The 19,331-nt window shown below is 41.6% G+C and carries 20 protein-coding genes and 1 other RNA gene; 5 read left to right on the forward strand and 16 right to left on the reverse strand.

Features of this window, described 5'->3' with window-relative positions:
* Window position 1: 1 nt before the first annotated feature.
* The 10 genes from ACX3PU_RS02945 to ACX3PU_RS02990 all read right to left on the reverse strand — a co-directional run bounded on the left by ACX3PU_RS02945 (window position 2) and on the right by ACX3PU_RS02990 (window position 8,141).
* Window positions 2-1,036 carry a hypothetical protein gene (locus ACX3PU_RS02945; RefSeq protein WP_459083409.1) on the reverse strand — a complete coding sequence of 345 codons (1,035 nt, stop codon included), beginning with the start codon at window positions 1,034-1,036 and terminating at the stop codon, window positions 2-4.
* On the reverse strand, window positions 1,029-1,832 hold the full coding sequence (locus tag ACX3PU_RS02950; RefSeq protein WP_459083410.1) for a fimbrial biogenesis chaperone: 804 nt from the start codon (window positions 1,830-1,832) through the stop codon (window positions 1,029-1,031). The genes ACX3PU_RS02945 and ACX3PU_RS02950 overlap by 8 nt, the downstream gene beginning before the upstream one ends.
* 70 nt (window positions 1,833-1,902) lie before the next feature.
* Window positions 1,903-2,463: a hypothetical protein gene (locus ACX3PU_RS02955; RefSeq protein ID WP_459083411.1), complete on the reverse strand. Its 561-nt coding sequence runs from the start codon at window positions 2,461-2,463 to the stop codon at window positions 1,903-1,905.
* Between the two features lie 290 nt (window positions 2,464-2,753).
* Window positions 2,754-3,629 carry a helix-turn-helix domain-containing protein gene (locus tag ACX3PU_RS02960; protein WP_459083412.1) on the reverse strand — a complete coding sequence of 292 codons (876 nt, stop codon included), beginning with the start codon at window positions 3,627-3,629 and terminating at the stop codon, window positions 2,754-2,756.
* A 137-nt stretch (window positions 3,630-3,766) separates the two neighbouring features.
* The gene (gene dinB / locus ACX3PU_RS02965; protein WP_459083493.1) at window positions 3,767-4,816 is read right to left on the reverse strand and encodes a DNA polymerase IV; all 1,050 of its coding nucleotides are present in this window, start codon (window positions 4,814-4,816) and stop codon (window positions 3,767-3,769) included.
* Window positions 4,817-4,974: 158 nt separating this feature from the next.
* Window positions 4,975-5,793, reverse strand: coding sequence for a purine-nucleoside phosphorylase (locus ACX3PU_RS02970; RefSeq protein ID WP_459083413.1), 819 nt, complete (start codon window positions 5,791-5,793; stop codon window positions 4,975-4,977).
* Window positions 5,777-6,802 carry a tetraacyldisaccharide 4'-kinase gene (lpxK, locus tag ACX3PU_RS02975; protein ID WP_459083414.1) on the reverse strand — a complete coding sequence of 342 codons (1,026 nt, stop codon included), beginning with the start codon at window positions 6,800-6,802 and terminating at the stop codon, window positions 5,777-5,779. Before lpxK ends, ACX3PU_RS02970 begins: the two co-directional genes overlap by 17 nt.
* Window positions 6,803-6,904: 102 nt before the next feature.
* Complete coding sequence (locus ACX3PU_RS02980; protein ID WP_459083415.1) at window positions 6,905-7,084, reverse strand: hypothetical protein; 180 nt, start codon at window positions 7,082-7,084, stop codon at window positions 6,905-6,907.
* Between the two features lie 72 nt (window positions 7,085-7,156).
* Window positions 7,157-7,462, reverse strand: coding sequence for a hypothetical protein (locus tag ACX3PU_RS02985; RefSeq protein WP_459083416.1), 306 nt, complete (start codon window positions 7,460-7,462; stop codon window positions 7,157-7,159).
* A 52-nt stretch (window positions 7,463-7,514) separates the two neighbouring features.
* Window positions 7,515-8,141 carry an SOS response-associated peptidase gene (locus tag ACX3PU_RS02990; RefSeq protein ID WP_459083417.1) on the reverse strand — a complete coding sequence of 209 codons (627 nt, stop codon included), beginning with the start codon at window positions 8,139-8,141 and terminating at the stop codon, window positions 7,515-7,517.
* 140 nt (window positions 8,142-8,281) lie between these two features.
* On the opposite strand from ACX3PU_RS02990, the gene ACX3PU_RS02995 reads away from it, so the two are divergent.
* A complete protein-coding gene (locus ACX3PU_RS02995; RefSeq protein WP_459083418.1) occupies window positions 8,282-9,553 on the forward strand; it encodes a hemolysin family protein in 1,272 nt (423 codons plus the stop codon).
* A gap of 172 nt (window positions 9,554-9,725) precedes the next feature.
* Here ACX3PU_RS02995 and ACX3PU_RS03000 read toward each other — a convergent pair whose 3' ends face one another.
* The 4 genes from ACX3PU_RS03000 to ssrA form a co-directional block, all read right to left on the reverse strand.
* Window positions 9,726-12,404, reverse strand: a complete 2,679-nt coding sequence (locus tag ACX3PU_RS03000) for a multicopper oxidase domain-containing protein (RefSeq protein WP_459083419.1) — start codon at window positions 12,402-12,404, stop codon at window positions 9,726-9,728.
* 10 nt (window positions 12,405-12,414) lie between these two features.
* Entirely contained in the window at window positions 12,415-12,813 is a 399-nt protein-coding gene (locus ACX3PU_RS03005; RefSeq protein WP_459083420.1) for a hypothetical protein, read from the reverse strand.
* Window positions 12,814-13,011: 198 nt separating this feature from the next.
* Window positions 13,012-13,425, reverse strand: coding sequence for a hypothetical protein (locus ACX3PU_RS03010; protein WP_459083421.1), 414 nt, complete (start codon window positions 13,423-13,425; stop codon window positions 13,012-13,014).
* Between the two features lie 163 nt (window positions 13,426-13,588).
* Window positions 13,589-13,991, reverse strand: a transfer-messenger RNA (tmRNA) gene (gene ssrA / locus ACX3PU_RS03015).
* Between the two features lie 259 nt (window positions 13,992-14,250).
* On the opposite strand from ssrA, the gene ACX3PU_RS03020 reads away from it, so the two are divergent.
* From ACX3PU_RS03020 to ACX3PU_RS03035, 4 genes are all read left to right on the forward strand, one after another.
* A complete protein-coding gene (locus tag ACX3PU_RS03020; RefSeq protein ID WP_459083422.1) occupies window positions 14,251-15,030 on the forward strand; it encodes a carboxypeptidase regulatory-like domain-containing protein in 780 nt (259 codons plus the stop codon).
* A 36-nt stretch (window positions 15,031-15,066) separates the two neighbouring features.
* Window positions 15,067-15,885 carry a hypothetical protein gene (locus tag ACX3PU_RS03025; protein WP_459083423.1) on the forward strand — a complete coding sequence of 273 codons (819 nt, stop codon included), beginning with the start codon at window positions 15,067-15,069 and terminating at the stop codon, window positions 15,883-15,885.
* 201 nt (window positions 15,886-16,086) lie between these two features.
* Window positions 16,087-16,818: an SIMPL domain-containing protein gene (locus ACX3PU_RS03030; protein WP_459083424.1), complete on the forward strand. Its 732-nt coding sequence runs from the start codon at window positions 16,087-16,089 to the stop codon at window positions 16,816-16,818.
* A 79-nt stretch (window positions 16,819-16,897) separates the two neighbouring features.
* Entirely contained in the window at window positions 16,898-18,370 is a 1,473-nt protein-coding gene (locus ACX3PU_RS03035; RefSeq protein ID WP_459083425.1) for an alpha-amylase, read from the forward strand.
* Window positions 18,371-18,438: 68 nt separating this feature from the next.
* Here the strand turns inward: ACX3PU_RS03035 and ACX3PU_RS03040 are convergent, their stop codons facing one another.
* Window positions 18,439-18,957: a GNAT family protein gene (locus tag ACX3PU_RS03040; RefSeq protein ID WP_459083426.1), complete on the reverse strand. Its 519-nt coding sequence runs from the start codon at window positions 18,955-18,957 to the stop codon at window positions 18,439-18,441.
* 135 nt (window positions 18,958-19,092) lie between these two features.
* Complete coding sequence (locus tag ACX3PU_RS03045) at window positions 19,093-19,329, reverse strand: PspC domain-containing protein (protein WP_459083427.1); 237 nt, start codon at window positions 19,327-19,329, stop codon at window positions 19,093-19,095.
* Window positions 19,330-19,331: the final 2 nt, after the last annotated feature.

Genomic DNA, 19,331 nt, shown 5'->3' on the forward strand with positions numbered 1-19,331 from the left:
TTTATTGTGGGGTAATGCTAAAGAGAAGAGTTCCGCTATAGAGTTGATAAGGTTTATTAAAAAATCCGTAGTTATCAGTAGGAGGTTTAATAAAGTAGGTCAAATCATATCCTTTGATAGTGCTGTGAGCTGGAGAACTATGAAGTGTCTGGTTTGTGGTTGAAAGCATTACGGAACCTGTTGTCGAACCACTTTGGCTTTCTTTCATGGTTAATTGAACGCTATTGAAAGGAAGAGTGCTTGTCGTGCTTGAAAGGTCAGTGCTAAGGGTTTTTACTTGCAGAAAATAGGGGGTTTCTGAAAGGATAGAGAGCGCCTGTGGCTGCACTTGGGTTACTCCATTCGCATAATCGTTCGGTGTCTTGAATTCAAGCAGGACATTCGAAGCATTTGGATTCAGCGAGACAAGGTAATTCTGTTCGATTGGAGGTGTGTCCCTAGGGTGAATTCTCATAGCAAAGGCCACCGGAGCTGGCTGTCCACTCGGCATGATTTGTCCTTTTCGATTTCGCAATTCGAAAACTAAATTTACTGTGTAGGAGTTCCAAGATGAGTACTGCTCTAAGTACGTTCCCCCTTCCATCTCAACATCTAGGCCAAGGTTAATACCTAGGTATCGGTTGGTAACTTGTAAATTAAAGTTCGAATAGGGGACTATAGCTGTACTGCCTGTGCTAAATGGGATAAGTGAAAGATCGGCTCCCACATTATTTAAATTAGCAACCATACCGTCGTCGTTAGCACCACTACTTGTAATTGTAGAGACTTGGAATTTAATCTTTTGTAAATCTGCCGGATTTATGGTAATAGCTCCGTTCGTAATTGGGCCAACCACTCTGAAACGAAGTGACCACCCAGACATTTGGTATCCTTGTGTGGAAGTCAAATGAATAGGTACTTTAATTAAATTAGAGACTCTTGCACCTTGGTAACTGTCCACTGGAAACCAGCCTGTATTGTGGGGTTCAATTCTAACAGCTTGTCCATAGTGGAAGAATGGAATGGATAGTATTAAAAGAATGAATAATTTATTCATAAGTAAAAGAAAGCTCCGCCATTTTGATGACATCATTCTTCGTATGAGAGAATGTAGCTGTTGCCAAATACTTGCCCGGTTTTAAGTTTTCGGGTAGTTTAATGGCCGCCTGTCTATGATCCTTAGGCATCGTGTAGATAACCTGATCTGCGAGTGTTACGACGGATCCGTCTGTCTGCGAAACGAGTTCCGAGAGGATAGCCCCATCGGTCCAAGTATTTCCGTCGTTCGTGAAGTTAAGTAGCAATTGCTTCTTCTCCTTTTCAAATTTAAAGTTGGTAAATGTGATATCGGGCCTAGCGGTATCCGATGTATACTGATGGTAAATTTTGACCCCAGTCCTAACGGCCACTTTCACCATAGCCCCCTTTTCGTTAAACGAATCCGAAGGATTGGTTTGCGTAATGAAAAGCATTGTCGTATGTACAGGCTCGAAGGGTGCCGATGGCGTAGGTGCCGTTAATGTAATTTCAAGTTCTCTACTTTCCCCTGGGGCTAAAGTAAAGAAAGTTTGAGGCATTATAGTTAACCAACCCGATAAGGAAGTGGGTAGTGTGCCAGAATCTACCATGACATTACCTCCTTGCAGGTCATAAGACCAATCGTTAAAGGATACGGTTAAGTTCATGGTACCGGTTTTACTCGGATTGCTCACCAGAATCTTTTTTGTTTGAGATTCTCCGGGAGCGGAAATGAAGTAAGTTCTCGGTGGCCCTACCGTAATGCCAGTCTGTGCTTGTGTTATAAAAGGAACGAATAAAAACACAAGGCCTATAAAGTAGAATAGTCGTCTCATAGGATTGCAAAAAAGGCAATTTAAGAAATTGTTCCTAAACTGCCTTGTTATGTTTTTAGTCAAGCAGAAATTATTGTGCTGCAATCGTATATGTTACTGTAGTCGTATAAACGGTTGGGTTCTCTACGTTAAAGTATTTATTTACATATGCATCCAAGTCTCCTTTGGCTGCATAGTTCACATTGACGTTTTTGTTTACCCCTCCAATGGTACTGGAGAATAAAGCTGTTGGAGTTGTCTTAAGAGATACAGCTGGTTCGTAGGTTACTCCCGTGGCCTCTAGTGCATTTGTAGTTCCCGCACTTGCGGTCACAAAAATGTCACTTGCCTCGATGTCTTCTGTTACACCTGTAGCAGTACTTTTTAATTTGTCGGTATCAGATTTTACAGTGACTGCAAATGCGCCAGTTGAATAAACAGTAAGGTGATCTGCTTGTGTTGCGTCTACCCCATTTAAGTAATCTGCTTCTGTGTTGTAATCTAAATTTACATTTTGATTAGAAGGATTTACGATAATAGTTTGGATTGGATGAAGTCTAACGTTTACGGTTGCAGTTGCTGTAGTTTGTGCATTCGCTGTAATTGATACTAGACCTAAAAGTGCTCCAAATAAAATTGCTGATTTTTTCATGAATATTCTATTGTTTTTTATAATAAATTGTGTTAGCTTTGAAAACTGAGTGGTGAATCCCTTTGTTTTCGAGTGCAAAGATACTTCAGTGAATTCCTAAGAATATTATCAAAAAATACAAAAAAGTTATGCAAACGTTTTGCATAACTTTTTTGTATTTTTTGATAACCATACGCATGTAACATGCATAAATACGGACTTTTACGTAATGATTTATTCTTTCACATGAACGATCGTTCGTACTTTAATGGTATTATCGTCGTGATTAAATTGATAATCAAATGCATTTTTCATTGCGTTTTTTTGGTCTTGGTTAGCTTCGGCGACATGAAATTTAGAGCGGGTTGCTCGCTTGTGAGGGTCGTTCTGAACTGTCCCGGCGTAAGACCTGTGTTCTTTTTGAAAAAATTGACGAAGTTTGACTCCTGAGAGAAGCCCACTTCTGCACTAATTTGCTTAATCGGCTTGTCGGTAGTGATCAGTAAAGTCTTAGATCTTTCGGTGGCTTTGCCAATTAAATATTTTTTGGCTGTACATCCATAAGTATCCTTTATGGCGTTGTCCAAGGTTCGTTTTGTGATATTGAGTTGTTCGGAATAATAGGTGGCATTGAGGTTTATGGTTTCCTCATGCGCTAATATAAATAGAAACCGATCCGTAATCTCCTTTTCATAGGTTTGCTGAGAATGGATTTTCATTTCGCTATCGCTACTTAACAGGATGCGAATTAGGATGAACTCTAAAAAGTTTAAAAGACTGTTCTTGCGAATTATTTGGTTTGCGCCAGGGCGACGAACCGGTAAGTAATAATGTTCTAAAATAAGTTCATACGGGAAGAAATCGTTTTTGACAAGGGTCCCCTTCGGATTACTAAATAGATTTCCGTTCTTAATCTGGTAAAGTAGTTCGAGGCGCGAGATAAAGAAGTCTTGGTCAAATGCGAACACAAAAGCGGTTCTGTATTTTTTTTCGAAATAGAAGTCCACATTCGGAGGCAGAAAGAAAAAGTTTTCGCTTGCTATTTTAATTTTGGAATCTCCAATGTGCAAAGTCACATCATCCTTTGCAGTATAGATAATTGTGAATTTACTCGTGTCTATTTGAACCTTATCACGATGGTAATTTCGCAAGTGGACGAGTGTCCAACTCTTTGGAGACTTAGTCATAAATTTGGGTTTTTTTTTCAAGTGTGTTACTTGGCAAACAAGCGCTGTAAGTTACTGTTAATTCTTGAATTAGACAATAATTTAGAATTGTTCTAAATATGAAGAGTAAAATGCGGCGAGAGCTGATTGAAAGGGGGTTACGGGTATAAGTCGTACGGAATCTTGAGTTGAACAGAAGTCGATTTTTGCTCCCGATTTTCGAAGTTAGAAAGGCTTAAACCCAAAAGTCGGATGGGTTTGTCAAAAGGTCGCAATTGCCAGAGATGCAACGCTGTGGAAAGGATTTCTTCTGTATCTAGATAGAAATTTTGGGAAGTGCGGCTACGCGTGAATTGTGAGAAGTCATTATATTTGATTTTCAGCGTTAGAGTTTTTCCTCGAAGTTCCCGTTTTGAGGTTCTTTCAAATAGTTTTTGGGCTATCGTTTGAAGTTCTTTTTTTAAACTAACGTCTTCGGAAAGATAGGAGTAGAATGTATCCTCGACCCCTATGCTTTTGGTGATTCGGTTTGCATTTACCTTGGCGTGATGAATTCCTCTGGCCGCATTGTAAAAATAGAGACCTGATTTGCCAAAATAGTGAGTGAGGTCCTCCACGGAGTGTTTCCTAAGATCTTCTCCTGTATAAATATGCAGTTCATGCATTCGGTTTGCAGTTACTTTTCCAATGCCGTGAAATCGTTCAATGGGTAGGGTTTCCAGAAACTCAAGAACCTTGTCGGGATGAATGGTTTTCTGCCCGTTGGGTTTATGGTAATCAGAGGCTACCTTGGCTAAAAATTTGTTTATCGAAATTCCTGCAGAAGCAGTTAGTCCTGTTTTTTCTAGGATCTGAGCTCTGATTTCTCTTGCGATTTGCTTCGCAGAATCAATTCCTTTTTTGTTTTCTGTGACATCGAGGTACGCTTCATCCAGAGAAAGAGGTTCTACAAGGTCCGTATATTCTTTGAAAATACTGCGTATTTGCTGAGAGATTTCTTTGTAGCGCTCAAAGCGAGGAGGGACAAACAAAAGACCGGGACATTTTTCTAAAGCTCGTTTGGAGGGCATTGCTGAATGAATGCCAAATTTTCTCGCCTCATAGCTCGCGGCCACAACTACGCCACGCTCTTCTGATCCTACACATAAAGGACGGTTTCTTAGCTCCGGAAAATCATGCTGTTCTACGGATGCATAAAAAGCATCCATGTCAATATGAATAATTTTTCTTGTTGCCTCTTTTTCCACTCTTCAAAATTAAGAATTATATCCTCTTCGTGATTAGGCAGTGCGTATGAAGCGTAAATCGACGTGTTAAAACTAAAAAAGCACCCCGAAAGGTGCCTATGTTTTTCTATTTACACATTCTAAATAGCGTGGTCTTTTATCAGTTTTCGAACTACTTTTATGACATTCGGCATGGCGGTATCGGCTGCTGCGAGTACCTCGTCATGAGAAACACTAAAGGCAATATCAGGTCCCCCTACATCGGTGATAATCGAGATGCCAAAGACATTTATTCCCATATGACGTGCTACAATCACTTCCGGTACAGTGCTCATTCCAACTGCATCGCCGCCTAGGATTCGAACCATTCCATATTCTGCTGGCGTTTCAAAAGTGGGTCCCTGAAGGCCTAAATAGATACCTGTGTGGACTTTAATATCCAGTTCTTTTGCTGCCGCTTGCGCAGTAGAAAGCATTTTTGAATCGTACGCTTCGCTCATGTCCACAAAGCGAGGGCCCAATTCTTCTAGGTTGGCTCCACGGAGTGGATGTTCTGGCATAAAGTTAATGTGGTCCTTGATGAGCATGATATCGCCGACTCTGAAATCGGGGTTTACCCCACCCGAGGCATTCGAAACCACCATGTTCTTAATTCCCAGCAAATGGAAAACACGCATGGGGAAGGTGACCGTTTTCATGTCGTATCCTTCATAATAGTGAAAACGTCCACTCATCATCAGAACTTTCTTTCCTTCAAGTAGTCCGTAGATTAGTTGACCGTTATGTCCCACGACTGTCGTTTGTGGGAAGTTTGGAATTTCTGAATAGTTAATGGTTTTTATCACCTCAACTTCGTCTTTTAAGGCGCCTAGACCTGAGCCTAGGACGATTGCGTAATCAGGTGTGTCTTTAATTACCTCTTTAATAAAGGCTGCCGAGGATTTAATGAGATCTAACATAAGATAATACCGTTTGGTTGAAGGTTTCTGGATCGTCAAGCGTTACATTGATGGGCCAGTAATAGACTAAGTCTCGAAGGTAATCAAAAGTTTTTAGTCTCACGTAATCTTTCTCCGTGGTCAAAAGAAGTTTGTATTCTCCGAGTTTGTTGTACTCAGCCAGGATGGTCTTTATATCCTGATCTGAGAAATTATGATGGTCTTTGAATCGAAGGTGTTTTACTTTCTTCGTGTAATTCGAAAGATGGTCCACTAAGGGGGAAGGGTTTGCAATGCCAGTCACAAGTAAGATGTCGTAGTAGGCGAGATTGTTGTCAGGAAGGATCTTATCCTTGCTGTAAACATGTTCGTCGTAAACGACGGAAGAAAAAAATACTTTTTGGTTTCCTTGGGGTTTGATTCGCGAGCGAAAGTATTTCTTCTTTTCTTCGGATAAATTCACTGGGCATTTAGAAACCATAATAATGTCTGCTCGTTTCTTCCCTGAGCGACTTTCACGTAGGTCTCCTGCAGGCAAAACGTAATCTTTGAAATAAGGATCGTTGTAGTCCGTCATTAAAATGGTGAATCCCGCTCGGATGGCTCGGTGCTGCATGGCGTCGTCCAGCACAAGAGCCTCTAGATCCATGTCTGCAAGTACTTTTTTAGCCCCAGGCACTCTTTGCTCACTCACCGCAATGACAAATCGGTTTTTAAACCGTTCGAATAGTTGCATGGCTTCGTCACCTACGGTTTTGTAAGAGCTTTCGTAATTGGTGATTCCATATCCCTTGGTAATTCGTCCATAGCCTCGAGATAAAACACCGGTCTTGTAATGCTCGGAAAGAAGCTGCGCCAAGTACATCACCATAGGAGATTTTCCACTTCCGCCGACGGATAAATTTCCCACACAGATAATGGGGGTTCTAAAGCGTGTGGATTTTAATAATCCTACATCGTATAGCGCATTTCGAACGCTCGTTATAAAAGCGTACAGAAGGGAAAAAGGGTATAGGTACCAACGTTTCATCGTTTGCAAAAATACGTGTTTTTACACGTACAATACAATGGATTTTTGATAAAGTAACCTAAAACTCATTCTTGAAATAGGAAGGACGAAAAAGCTGAGAAATTAAAAATCGTATCCGACTTTGAAACTCAAGTTTGCCATTGCACCTGAAGTGGAAGAAAAGCCAGAATTGAGTAAGAATCCATACCCAAATCCCACCTTAAACTCATAGTTGAAATTCGTTCCAAATTCTCTACGGATCCCATAAGAAGGTACAATGCCAAAGGAAGAGATTACGTTCAAATCTTTTTCACTTGAGATGACAAACCAATCCGGAACGTATTTGAAGTCAAGACTAATGTAGTTTCCTGAATTTCAACTCGTGCTTTTTCCTTTTCGAGCTCGACGATCTAAATTGTAGTAATATTTAGGTTCTACACTTAACTCGGGTGCAAAAACGAAGCCGGAACCCATTATGTCTCCAAACCAAAAGCCTGCATTGAGATTGGCAGAGCTTCGAAGGGCAATTTCGCTTGCAAGTCTACTCTCATTGTAAACATTGAGACCTAAAAATCCGGCTTGAACACCTGTGATGGATTTTTCGACACGAGAAGAAGAAGGACTGGTTTGAGCCCAGGCAATGCTGGTGCATAGGAAGGTGCCTAGAAGTAGTTTGTTCATTGGTTATTTTTCTGTTGTGATTTTTAAGATCCGGAAAAATAAAAAATAATTTCTAGTGAAATTCAATTTTTTCTGCCTCTAATAGGGGGTCGTAATTAGGAAAAGCAAATTCTTGGGGCTGCTCCTTGCTAAGCCAACGCTCGGCAGCCTCAAAATCAAGGACTACGGGCATGCGCTTTTTCGTATTGTGAATTTGAGCCATTAGGGGGTTAGCCCCTGTCGTTACGATGGAAAAGGTAGTGGTCGTTTCTTGCGTATCGGGATCTTTCCAATCGCTATAGAGTGCTCCTAAAGCAAAGAGAGGAGCGTTTTCTAATTGGATGGAATAGGGCTGCTTTTGTTTACCACTTGAATCTAGCCACTGCCATTCAAAGAAGGAATTCACAAGGACTAGCGCTCTTTTGTTCACGGAGTCTCGGTAGCTCCGAACAGTCTCAAGGGTTTCAATTCGAGCATTTAGTGTGCGTTTTTGAAAGTCTCGGTTTTTGCCCCACTCAGGAATGAGTCCCCACTGGGCGGAGGTTATAACCTTCGGATCTTTGTCTGAAATAATGGGAAGCATAGGATTTGCAAAGCCATTAATGCGGTAGCCCAAATGATAGGGCAGCCCTTGGTAGCTTGCTTCGAAATATTCTTCTAATTCCTGGCTTGTGGAGAGTAAGGATACATAATTGCACATGAGAGTTGGTGTTGAAAGTAAAGATAAGTATTTTTAGTCGTTTGTTTTGTGTTTTATTTATGAGAATTTCATCCTTGCAAAAGCGGCCGTTTCCTTATCTTTGAAGCATTAAGCCGTTAAAATCGGCCTTGACTTACTCTATGGAATTACTTATTATTGTCTTATTAATCCTTTTAAATGGAGTGTTTGCCATGTCAGAGATGGCCCTTGTTTCTTCAAGGACATTCAAATTAGAATCCCAAGCGAAGAGGGGGAATATAGGAGCAAAGAAAGCGCTGGAACTTTCCCAGAATCCTACACGGTTTCTCTCCACGGTCCAAATCGGAATTACCCTGATTGGAATTTTATTAGGGATTTACAGTGGGGATAAATTGACAGGGCAAGTGCAGGCACTTTTGAATCAAGTCGATTTTTTAGCGCCTTATTCGCTACCCCTCTCTACGGTTCTAATCTTGATTGCCATTACCTATCTCTCCATTGTATTAGGTGAGCTTTTTCCAAAACGAATTGGAATGCATTTCCCCGAGAAAATCATTTCTGTGCTCGCGGCTCCGATGGATATTCTTTCGAAAGTAACACGTCCCTTCGTCTGGTTGTTAACCACGTCAAACAATGCACTTGCGAAACTTGTCGGGATTGATCAGACTACAGAAGAGAAGGTGAGCGAAGAAGAGCTTAAAGCTTTGGTGAAAGAGAGCGCAGAAAGTGGCGAAATAGATGAGATTGAACGCCATATCGTAGAGCGCGTGTTTGAACTGGGAGACCGAAAAGTGGTTTCGTTAATTACCCATAGAACGTCTCTTGTCTTTTTTGAAATGCAAGACACTTGGGAAACGATTTTTGAAAAGATAAAAGACCAACAACATGCCGCGTATCCCGTCGTGAGTGAAAGCAATCCTGATGAAATCTTAGGACTGATCCATGTAAAAGAATTAATCACGCATATCGGTGAAGAATTGGATTTGCAGCCTCTGCTGAGACAGCCACTCTATTTTAGTGAAAACACGTCAAGTTATAAAGTGCTAGAAGCTTTTAAAACTCAGCGCAATTACCACGCCATCATAATCGATGAGTTTGGAACGGCAAAAGGACTCGTGACACTCAATGATATCGTAGATGAATTGATCGGAGAAGCGCAAGAAACAGAGGACGGAGATAGTTCCATTGAAGAAACCTCCCCAGGTGTATGGCAAATCAGTGGACAGTATCCACTCGCAGACTTTTCAAAAGCGTTTGATCTGGATTTTGATCCTGAAATCTATAAAAATTACACCACGGTTGCAGGGCTGTTTTACCATTATTTCGATGGAGTTCCAGAGGAGAAAGATTCTGTCGAAATTGAAGGGTATCGTTTTGAGGTACTTGAAAAGGATCATCAACGCCTAGTGCAATTTATTATAAGCGAATTGTAGAGGGGGGTAGGCCTTCTATTTATATTTTAGCACTCCCTATGCACGGATACACTTTTACCCTATGACTTTGTGTTTGAGTTTATTTTGGCGAGTAGATTATTGAATTTGAAATGGAAGAAAAGGGGCTGTGATTTTAAAATCACAGCCCTAAATCTATCAAGTAGTAAATCCTTTAGTAAGTAAAGGTGAATCCTGCTCCCCAATGAAGGTGAGAATCATAATTCGTTGAAATTCCAAGGTGTCTTGTGACAATGTATTTGAGACCCGCTCTATATTCTTTGTCTGTATTGACCATGAAGTTTGCTCTAAGTCGTGGAGTAAGAGGGATATCCTCTCTACTTAACTGGACTCGAACCATTCCATCGCTGAAAACTTCAGTCTGCAGTTCCAGTAGAAATGGTAGTTTATATACGAATCCAGCGCTCACAGTGGAGGTTTTGGCCTCGGATAGTTTCTGTCCAAATAGGGTTTTCTTGTCTAGACTGTTTTCGTGGTTTCTCTTATGGTAATTGTACGCGATAAAGGGCATGAACCATTGGTTGTTGTCCACGTAGCGTCCCAGTTTCGTTTCGATTTCTTGTCCATCGTTTGCTTGATATCCAAGTTTCCATTCTGAAGAAAGTTCCCAACGAGTATTGGAAAGCATAGCCGATCCATCCATTCCATTGGTGGCGAAATCATTTTCGGCCGTAAAGTGTGTCATGTTGCTTTCTGCTTGTAGAACTTTGTAGGCACTTTCCCGATCAGGCAAGTTTGGATTTTCATAGTCTCCGACTTGGAAAATCTGATTCATCCCCGCCATCATATGGTACAGGATATGGCAGTGGAAAAACCAATCGCCCTCTTCTTTTGCTTCAAACTCGATTACGTTTGTTTCCATTGGCATAATGTCAAGGACATTCTTTAAGGGAGATTGAATACCCTGGTTGTTTAGAACCCGGAAATCAAATCCATGCAAGTGCATGGGGTGGCGCATCATGGAATTGTTAACCAGTGTAATTCGTAAGATTTCTCCTTTTTTTACGAGAATTTTATCAAGTTCGGACAGCACTTTATGATCCATGCTCCACACGTATCGGTTCATGTTTCCTGTAAGAGTGAATTTTAGTTCCCGCACTGGACTTGAACTAGGTAGAGAGGTATCGTAGGGAGATTTCATCATCCCATAGTTTAGCGTCGTTATGTCGCTTGTAGACATGGTATGCCCCTCATGGCCTGCAGGGTCGGACTGCTTAGTATTTACCTTAGGTTCTGCTGATAGGGTATGTCCTTCATGCGCAGAAGAATCCGTAGGGTGTTTTTGCCCAGAAATCAGGGTGTGGTCTCCATGGCCTGCAGGGTCGGAGTGCTCTGTATTTACCTTACGCTCTGCTGATAGGGTATGACCTTCGTGCGCAGAAGGATCCGTAGGGTGTTTTTGACCTGAATTCATGGTGTGCTCCTTTTCCTTTTTGCCTTTTGCAGGGCCTGTGATTTCAGGATACATCACTTCGTTCATATCCATGGTTTGATAACTCATCTTCATTCCCATGTCTTTCATCTCACCGTTTAGCTTCATCATGTCATTCATCATCTTCATTCCCTCAAAGTACTTGAGTTTCTCAAGCGGTGGGTGGTTCTTTTTTGTCCCTTGTCCTAAAAAGATAGAAGTGGAATTGGAACGATCTTCCGGTGTGACTAGTAGTTCGTAGGAATGGTTGTCTTCTGGGATTTCCACGACAATGTCCACCGTTTCAGAAACGGCGAGTAAAAGGCGGTCTACTTCAATGGGAACAATGTCTAGTCCATCACTAGCTACGACTTTGATCTTTCCTCCAGCATAATTGATCCAAAAATAGGAAGAGGCTCCTGCGTTGGCAATTCTTAATCGTACTTTGTCCCCTTTTTTGTATTGTGGAAGGGTGCTTTGGTTTTGTCCATTGATTAGAAAGGTCTCGTAGTACACATCGCTCACATCCATCGCATGCATTCGTTTCCACTCATTGGTAAGCTTGGTTTTCAAATGCCCTGCCTTAATAGCTTCAAGGTAGCTTTGAGTAGATCCCTTTTTAAGGGCAAACCAGTCGCTTCCATGGTGCAGCATACGCTGAATTTGATGAGGCATTAAATTAGACCATTCGCTTAAAATGAGATTCTCGACGGGTAAATCGTCAATGCCACTACGAAAGGTTGGATCGTTTTCACGTTTCTTTAAAACCATCATCCCGTACATCCCAATTTGTTCCTGAAAACCACTGTGGGAATGGTACCAATGGGTACCGTTTTGAATGATAGGGAAACGATACGTGTAAGTAGAATGTGGCGGGATAGGCTTTTGCGTGAGCCACGGAACTCCATCTTCTTTGTTTTCTAAATGCAGACCGTGCCAGTGGAGAGAGGTGGATTTGTCCATTAAATTATGCACAATGATTTCTGCTGTGTCTCCTTCATAGAATTCTAAAGTTGGCATCGGAATTTGACCGTTCACCGCGATTGCCATCTTCTGCTTTCCTGCAAAGTTGACAAGTGTATCTTTGACATACAAATGATACGTTACGGTACGACCTTCAATCTTTCCAAGAGTAGGCTTAGGTTCTACCTTTTTCAAGCTAGAATGGTCTGCATGCTGTGCATGCTCGTTATGAGCTCCCATCTCTGGTTTGCTCCCTTCCTTCTTCTCGATTAGTTTCATTCCGCAAATTGGGCAGTTGCCCTGCTTGCTCGAAACGATCTCAGGGTGCATTGGGCACGTGTACTGTAGCGCTTTTTCATTCTCGCTATGCACGTGCTTATGCGCTGTGGTTGCTGTGTCTTGAGCGCTTGCCAAGGCAAAGCTCCCAAGTAGTAACAGCAAGGAAATTATATGTTTCATGAGTCTATCCTTAATTTAGATTTTGGAAGTAACTCTTGTAGTTTTCTTCGTTTTCAAAATAAAGTACATTGTCATAAGAGTCTGCAATTGCAATCACAGCTACTGATTTGTCTACCTCATTCCCAGAGACAGGATCAATCGCTACTCTTGCATTTTCTTGCTGTGGGATTTTTGTTTTGCAATCTTCGCAGCATCCGTAATAGGTTTTCCCTTCAAAATCCACTTCAAGTTGTTTTTTACCCATGTAGGCATTGTTTACCATGCAGACATAATCGTTGGGTACAATTTCACCTGTCGTTGGAGTGGCCGCGGCCGTGAAAGTAGTTCCCACTTCTGCAGTTTTGGATTCGTTGCAAGAATAAAGGGTAAGGGATACTAAGGCGATAAAAGAATATAGAATTGTTTTCATTTTGGTAAATAAATTAAGGGATGGCTCATTTGTTTAGGAGCCAAGTGTTTATAGTTAAAAAGTTTTGAGTTCTAGGTAAGCCTATAGATAGACATAGACCAAGTTTCACAAGTGCCGCAAGCATTCCTTATTTGGAAAATAAGAATTGCAAACCCTATTTATCAAGGATAAGGTAGAGGTAAATTGCGCGTGAAATTCTTAGAGAAAAAGTTTAGGCGGCTGCCAAATGGACTTAAGTCCTTCTAAATACGTAGGATTTAGATAATAAAATTGAGATTTTTTAGAAGAGGAATCGACAAGAGCAGTCTTGGAACCCAGTGTTGATTTTGAAATTACAGCTCCCTGTAAAAGCAGAGTGCTACAAACTGCCGCATTGCAATGATTCTGGCAGCCACTGGAATTGCAATCATGAGATTTCGTGTTGCAGTCTCCACAATTTTCCATTCCATGAGAGTCCTTTGGATTTGTATTCTTTATGGGAAGGCTATGGGCAGACATCAAGCAAGTGTTCGCAGTGGGTGCCTGCATTTCCAAATTTGCCCATGCCCACTGAGGCACGAGGAAAAGTCCAAGTGCAATAAAGCAAAACCATATGGAGATTTTTGAGTTCAATGGGTGGTTCTCACGAACTACAAATGTACTGTTTTCTATTGAATTGCACCTGGTCCACCCTAAGGGGTAATTGTCAATTGAGCAGTTTGCAAAATGACCATTCATTCCACAAGGGTTCTAAATAAAAAAAACTGCCTGAAAAATCAGGCAGTTAGAATCTAAAATGTGGAGCTGGAGAGATTCGAACTCTCGTCCAAACAAGTAGTACATAAGATTTCTACATGCTTATTCTACCATTAATTTTCGATTAAACGCAGAGGGCAAACACCCAACGCTTAACTTATCTTCTAAAATTTTTGTTCTCGAGCCGAAGATTCTCGAGACTTAGTTCTGCATTTCCTATGCCCCAGAATCAGACGCCGCAAAACGGAGGCTTCTGTGGGACATCTTGTTTCCTTACTATACTTCGGGAAAAGCGCTAAATCCTACTGTGATTCGGATTAAGCAGCAAGAGCAAACTCTTGGTCGCCAGTTAAAAATTTTCAGCAAGGGATTAAAGAGATCGCGCTGAGGTTCTCTGCATGCTTACTTACCCACTAGGCTTGCTGTCGATACCGGTCAGCCCCTTATTTGTAGTAAGTCTGCAAAGGTAATGAAAATTTCGTTCCAATATTTGATTTATCTCGGAGTGTTTATGCGATTTAAGGAAGATATATTGGAAGTTCAATGCCATTTCTAATCGTTTTTTGTAAGAATTTTAACGAAAAGAAGAAAGTCAAAGTGTTAAGTTGTCTTAAATCGCGTTAACTACGGTTAAACTTGGGCATGAGGCAAAGATTATTTACTTCCATATAGGGGAATAGGAGGTATTTTTACGGACTTAATATGAACTCACTAACGCGTCATTTTGTCATACTGTTTACTTTGGGTACTTTGAGCATGCTCTACGCTCAAAGCGCAAAAGGCTTTGTTAGCACGGAAGGTGTGAAGCTTGCAGGAGTTCTCGTAATGAATATGAAAACCCAAGCGAAAGTCCTTACGGATTCAGAAGGAGCTTATGAAATTCCTGCAAGTGTGGGAGAGGAGCTAAGATTTGTTAAGCGTGGGTACGAACGAAGTGCTCTCGTGGTAACAGGTCAGGATACTCCTTACTTTACCTTCCTTCGTAAGGTAGCCACCTTAATTGAGGAGGTGCAAGTACCGAGTGTGCGTTTAAGTGGAGACCTTGCAAAGGATTCCAAGCTTCTTGCAAAAAGAAGTGCAGCAGATCAAGTGCAAGCGGCTGTTGGCCTTCCGCAGGCTCCAGAAAAGCCGCGTGAGAAAGCCTACACCTCTGCAGCAGAAACGCTTTTACCCATGCTTGTGGGAAGTTTAAATGTGCATGCGCTGTATGAAATAATAAGTGGGGATGGACGTAGAAAGAAAAGTCTTTATGAATTCGAAGACAGGCAAGGGGAGATCAATTGGGTAAGGCAGCGCTTGCCGGAGTCCTATTTTATAGAACAAGGCATTCCTTCCAATCGGATTGGAGAATTTTTAGGCTTTGCCTTTTCTTCCAATCCAAAGGTTAGAACCTATGCACGAGCTAGAAACCTCTCGGGTGTGACAGCCGAGTTAGAAACACCGATCCAGATCTACTTGAGTAGACTTAAAGATTCGAATTAGCCTTAGATAGATTCCACGATAAAAAAACAATTTCCTATGAGAACCCCTTTTCTTTTCCTTTTGCTTTTTCTGACCGCCTCTGTGAGCGCGCAACAGGTTTTAATTGGCCGCGTGAGTGTAGAAGGAGATCGAAGTGTATCCGGCGTAAGTGTATACAATGCCGCGACAGAGAGTTTAACACAATCGGACAACGATGGCCATTTTCTTATCTACGGAAGTGTTGGAGATGAAATCCGTTTTATTAAACCTGGTTTTCAAAGGGTTAGTTACTATGTGAAAGCAGAAAGTTTAACTTCCTCCATTTCAATTGATTTAATTCTCTTAGAACATGAAATTGAAGAAGTAGTGATTGGGTTTCGTCCTTCTGGAATCCTAAGCAAAGACTCTAGAGCCTTGGATCGACCGCTGCGAGAACGAAAATTGAACGATGAGATGGCTTCTTACATGATGAAACCACCTGCAAACGGAGCCTATCCAAGCAATAAAATGCCATCTTCGATGGCAATGGGCCCCGACTTTTCCCAAGGTCAAATGGATCTATTGAAATTAGCATCCGGGTTAGGAGAATTATTTAATAAGGCTACAAATCCAACTCCTCCAGCAAACTATGCACAAAGAGAAGCTTTCTATAAGCGCGTGAAAGAAGCGACCGATTTAGAGTATTACAAATCCCGTGGACTTGACGAATATGATTTTGATATCTATTTAGCCTATGTAGATGAAAGTCTGGATCTAGCTAAGAAATTCAGGCTTCGATTTGATATAAAGGCCATTGAGCTAGAATTAAAAGGTCTTCTTGCTGAGTATCTGGACACCCACGTACTGGTTCAAAAAGACAAGGAGCTTCCTTTGTAATATTTAACTGATCTGTAGATCCGTCAAAATCTTTCTCGCAGAACCAAATCTCATCTTGTCTAAATAGGGACGGGTCTAAATACCCACGGTCCCGCTAATTCTTCTTGCTCTGATAATTTAAGGAATTCGTTCCTTGAAAAAGCGGAACAGGATTTGTTTGTTCTTTTGTACGAATACAAAAAACCAAATCCAATTTTCACAATGAATAAATCTATACTTGCGGTTACCATTGCAGCCTTAGGCTTTATTATTGGCGTAGCCCTTTTTGGCTCCGCCATTAAAAACCGTAACAAAGCCGATAATACCATCTCGGTGACAGGCCTTGGAACTAAAACATTTACCTCGGATTTAATTACTTGGGATGGAAGTTTTTCCCGAACTAGTTTTGAGCTGCAAAGTGCCTACGCCGAACTTGCTGCGGATCGAAGTGTCATATCAGAATATTTGAAATCCAAAGGAATTAAACCACAAGAAATGGTGTTTTCGGCGGTGGACATCCAAAAACTCTATAACTATTCAAACGACGCCAATGGAAATAGTTCCCGAAATTTCGGTGGGTACCAATTAATGCAAAAAGTATCTATAGAGAGTAAGGAAGTAGGGAAGATAGAGGATCTTTCTAGAAATATCACCGAGATTATTAATCGAGGCATTGAATTTACATCCACAACACCCAATTATTTTTACACCAAACTCTCCGAGGTCAAGCAGCAGATGATTGCAGATGCAACGAAGGATGCGAAAGAAAGAGCCGAGAAAATTGCGGACAATGCGGGAGCAAAATTAGGGAAGCTTAAAAAAGGCTCCACGGGGGTCATTCAAATTACGGCACCCAACTCTACCGAAGAATATTCCTGGGGTGGAACCTACAATACTTCCTCAAAAGAGAAGGAATCTAGCATCACGGTGAAATTAGAATACGAAGTTCGTTAGTCGGTTGGCTAAATTTGCAATCAAAAGTGGAATGTTTTAATTAATTCACTAAATTTACCTACTACATTATTTGATTACAATGAAATTTAGACCACTACTAATACTTGGGATGACCCTAAGTGTGCTGCTTAGCTGCGGCTCTGATGGCGGACGCGATCCCGATCCAACGCCGAACCCAGACCCCATTCCCAACCCTCCTCCAGGGGAAGTTGTGGTGAAACCTGACTTTAAAGTCATTAACGTCACCACGCACGATGGAAAGCCCTTTGCGGTGGGTGCCCTCCCTCCAAGCGGCCAAGCGGTAGGCGGAGAAGGTGGATCGGTAATGATGCAAGCATTTTACTGGGATGTTCCGATGGGCGGAACCTGGTGGGATAAAATGAGTGAAAAAGTAAGTGCATGGTCTAGTGCAGGAATTGGAGCCATTTGGCTTCCTCCTGTAACCAAAGGTCAAAGTGGAGGGTATTCTATGGGATACGATCCTTACGATTATTTTGACTTTGGACAGTACCATCAGCACGGCACGACTGAGACTCGTTTCGGGTCCAAAGATGAGCTAGTGAATCTAATTACCACAGCCCATCAAAACAATGTGATGGTGTATGCGGACATTGTTCTAAACCACAACAGCGGTGGGGGTTCGCAGTACAATCCTTATACGAAAACCAATACGTGGACCGATTTCACTACCGTAGCCTCTGGACTTTTTAAAAGAGATTATGAATCTTTTTATCCCAACAGCACGGGAACGAAAGATGAAGGAAGTTTTGGCGACATGCCGGATTTAAGTCATGCAAATCCGTATGTGCAAGATTGGTTCTGGAATAAACCAGAATCCGTAGGGAAGTACTACAAGAATACGCTTAAGTTTGACGGATGGCGTTTTGATTACGTAAAAGGATTTGGTTCTTGGGTAGTCAAAGATTGGAATGCTGCGGTAGGAGGGTTCTCCGTGGGGGAACTTTGGGATACCAACTTACAGCTAATCGACGATTGGGTGAAATCTTCAGGAAGTAATGTCTTCGATTTCTCTACCTATTACAAAATGGATGAGGCGTTTGATGAGGACAATTTAATGAAGCTTACGGATGCGATGTACTGGAAACAAAACCCATACAAATCCGTAACCTTTGTCACCAACCACGACACCGACGAAATTTGGAATAAAAAATATGCCTATGCCTACATTCTTACGCATGAGGGATATCCTACGATTTTCTATCGGGATTATGAAGAGTGGCTTGACAAAGCTTCATTAAACACCCTTATCAAAATCCATAACGAGAAAGCAACAGGGACTACCTCTATTTTGTACGCGGACAAGGATGAATACATTGCAAGACGAAATGGTTACAATGGAAATCCAGGTCTTATTGTGTATCTTAATACCTCTTCCACGTACCAAGAGAAGTGGGTGGAAAGCAACTGGGTATCCAAAGAGATCTCCGATTTAACCAGAAACGAGACCGCTTATAAGACCACGACACGTAGTGACCGTTGGGTGAAAATTAAATGCCCACCGGGATCCTATACCATTTGGTCTGTCAACTAAACACAGAACAAGCATAAATTACAAAAGCGGCCTAAAGTGCCGCTTTTGTCTATTTCAGTTGAGTTGGATTAATGATAAACCACATCGTAAATTTCCTCTTTCAAGGCCTTGATGTCATGGTGTAGATAATTGCTAAGTAGCCATAAATCGAGTGGGTTTTTGTCCAGTCCGTAGGCCGGTTGCTGATAGTTTTTGTCCAGAACCTCCAATCCTAGTTTTTGATAGAAGGAAAGTCGACGTTTTGCATCCAGACCTAAATTTTCAGGCTCGCATTCGAGCACAATTCTTGAATAGTCTTTAAATAGATCCGCAAGAACTTTTGATCCATAACTTTGATTTCGGAACTCATCAAAGATTTCAAAGTGTTCCACGAATACGGAACTTGACAAGGGCCAAAGAATAAGATACCCTAAGTCTTTCGAATCTACCAAAAGGGAGCGAACTTGTACATTTGGATTTTTGAAAAGCGTAAAGAACTGCTCTTTGCTCCGTCTTTCGTCCCGTGGAAAGTAAGATTTATAAGAGTCGTAAATGGGCCTAGCCCGGTAGTGGTCGGCCGAATCCACATGCAAGTAATCTATTTTCATGAATCTAAATTGAATTTAAGTAAAAGTACGGTCTTTTGCCAAGTGAGTTCTTACACTTAAAACGCGGCTTATTACAAAATGTAAAATCAGGGTTCTTTAAAAACGAAGAACGAAAAGGATTCCGAACCAGGAAGGTTAGAGATCGAAGACGCTCGGGCGACGAGTGACAAAGATATCCTTTACCCAAAGGAAGAATGCAAGGACAAGATAGAGCAGAAAAACAAAGCCAACCGTCGCAAAAGTGGAATAGATGAAGAACACACGAAGTTTTGAAACTGGGATTCCCAGTTTTGCACCTAGGCGCGTAAGCACACCAAACCATTCTCGCTCAAGTTTGTGTCGTAGATTGGATATGAATCTCGGTTCGCTCATAC

The sequence above is a fragment of the Chryseobacterium sp. A301 genome (assembly GCF_054489425.1).

Coding starts and splice junctions, on each gene's coding strand:
- ACX3PU_RS02945 (WP_459083409.1), bottom strand. CDS start 1,036: ATGAATAAATTATTCATTCTTTTAATACTATCCATTCCATTCTTCCAC.
- ACX3PU_RS02950 (WP_459083410.1), bottom strand. CDS start 1,832: ATGAGACGACTATTCTACTTTATAGGCCTTGTGTTTTTATTCGTTCCT.
- ACX3PU_RS02955 (WP_459083411.1), bottom strand. CDS start 2,463: ATGAAAAAATCAGCAATTTTATTTGGAGCACTTTTAGGTCTAGTATCA.
- ACX3PU_RS02960 (WP_459083412.1), bottom strand. CDS start 3,629: ATGACTAAGTCTCCAAAGAGTTGGACACTCGTCCACTTGCGAAATTAC.
- dinB (WP_459083493.1), bottom strand. CDS start 4,816: ATGGATGCTTTTTATGCATCCGTAGAACAGCATGATTTTCCGGAGCTA.
- ACX3PU_RS02970 (WP_459083413.1), bottom strand. CDS start 5,793: ATGTTAGATCTCATTAAATCCTCGGCAGCCTTTATTAAAGAGGTAATT.
- lpxK (WP_459083414.1), bottom strand. CDS start 6,802: ATGAAACGTTGGTACCTATACCCTTTTTCCCTTCTGTACGCTTTTATA.
- ACX3PU_RS02985 (WP_459083416.1), bottom strand. CDS start 7,462: ATGAACAAACTACTTCTAGGCACCTTCCTATGCACCAGCATTGCCTGG.
- ACX3PU_RS02990 (WP_459083417.1), bottom strand. CDS start 8,141: ATGTGCAATTATGTATCCTTACTCTCCACAAGCCAGGAATTAGAAGAA.
- ACX3PU_RS02995 (WP_459083418.1), top strand. CDS start 8,282: ATGGAATTACTTATTATTGTCTTATTAATCCTTTTAAATGGAGTGTTT.
- ACX3PU_RS03000 (WP_459083419.1), bottom strand. CDS start 12,404: ATGAAACATATAATTTCCTTGCTGTTACTACTTGGGAGCTTTGCCTTG.
- ACX3PU_RS03005 (WP_459083420.1), bottom strand. CDS start 12,813: ATGAAAACAATTCTATATTCTTTTATCGCCTTAGTATCCCTTACCCTT.
- ACX3PU_RS03020 (WP_459083422.1), top strand. CDS start 14,251: ATGAACTCACTAACGCGTCATTTTGTCATACTGTTTACTTTGGGTACT.
- ACX3PU_RS03025 (WP_459083423.1), top strand. CDS start 15,067: ATGAGAACCCCTTTTCTTTTCCTTTTGCTTTTTCTGACCGCCTCTGTG.
- ACX3PU_RS03030 (WP_459083424.1), top strand. CDS start 16,087: ATGAATAAATCTATACTTGCGGTTACCATTGCAGCCTTAGGCTTTATT.
- ACX3PU_RS03035 (WP_459083425.1), top strand. CDS start 16,898: ATGAAATTTAGACCACTACTAATACTTGGGATGACCCTAAGTGTGCTG.
- ACX3PU_RS03040 (WP_459083426.1), bottom strand. CDS start 18,957: ATGAAAATAGATTACTTGCATGTGGATTCGGCCGACCACTACCGGGCT.
- ACX3PU_RS03045 (WP_459083427.1), bottom strand. CDS start 19,329: ATGAGCGAACCGAGATTCATATCCAATCTACGACACAAACTTGAGCGA.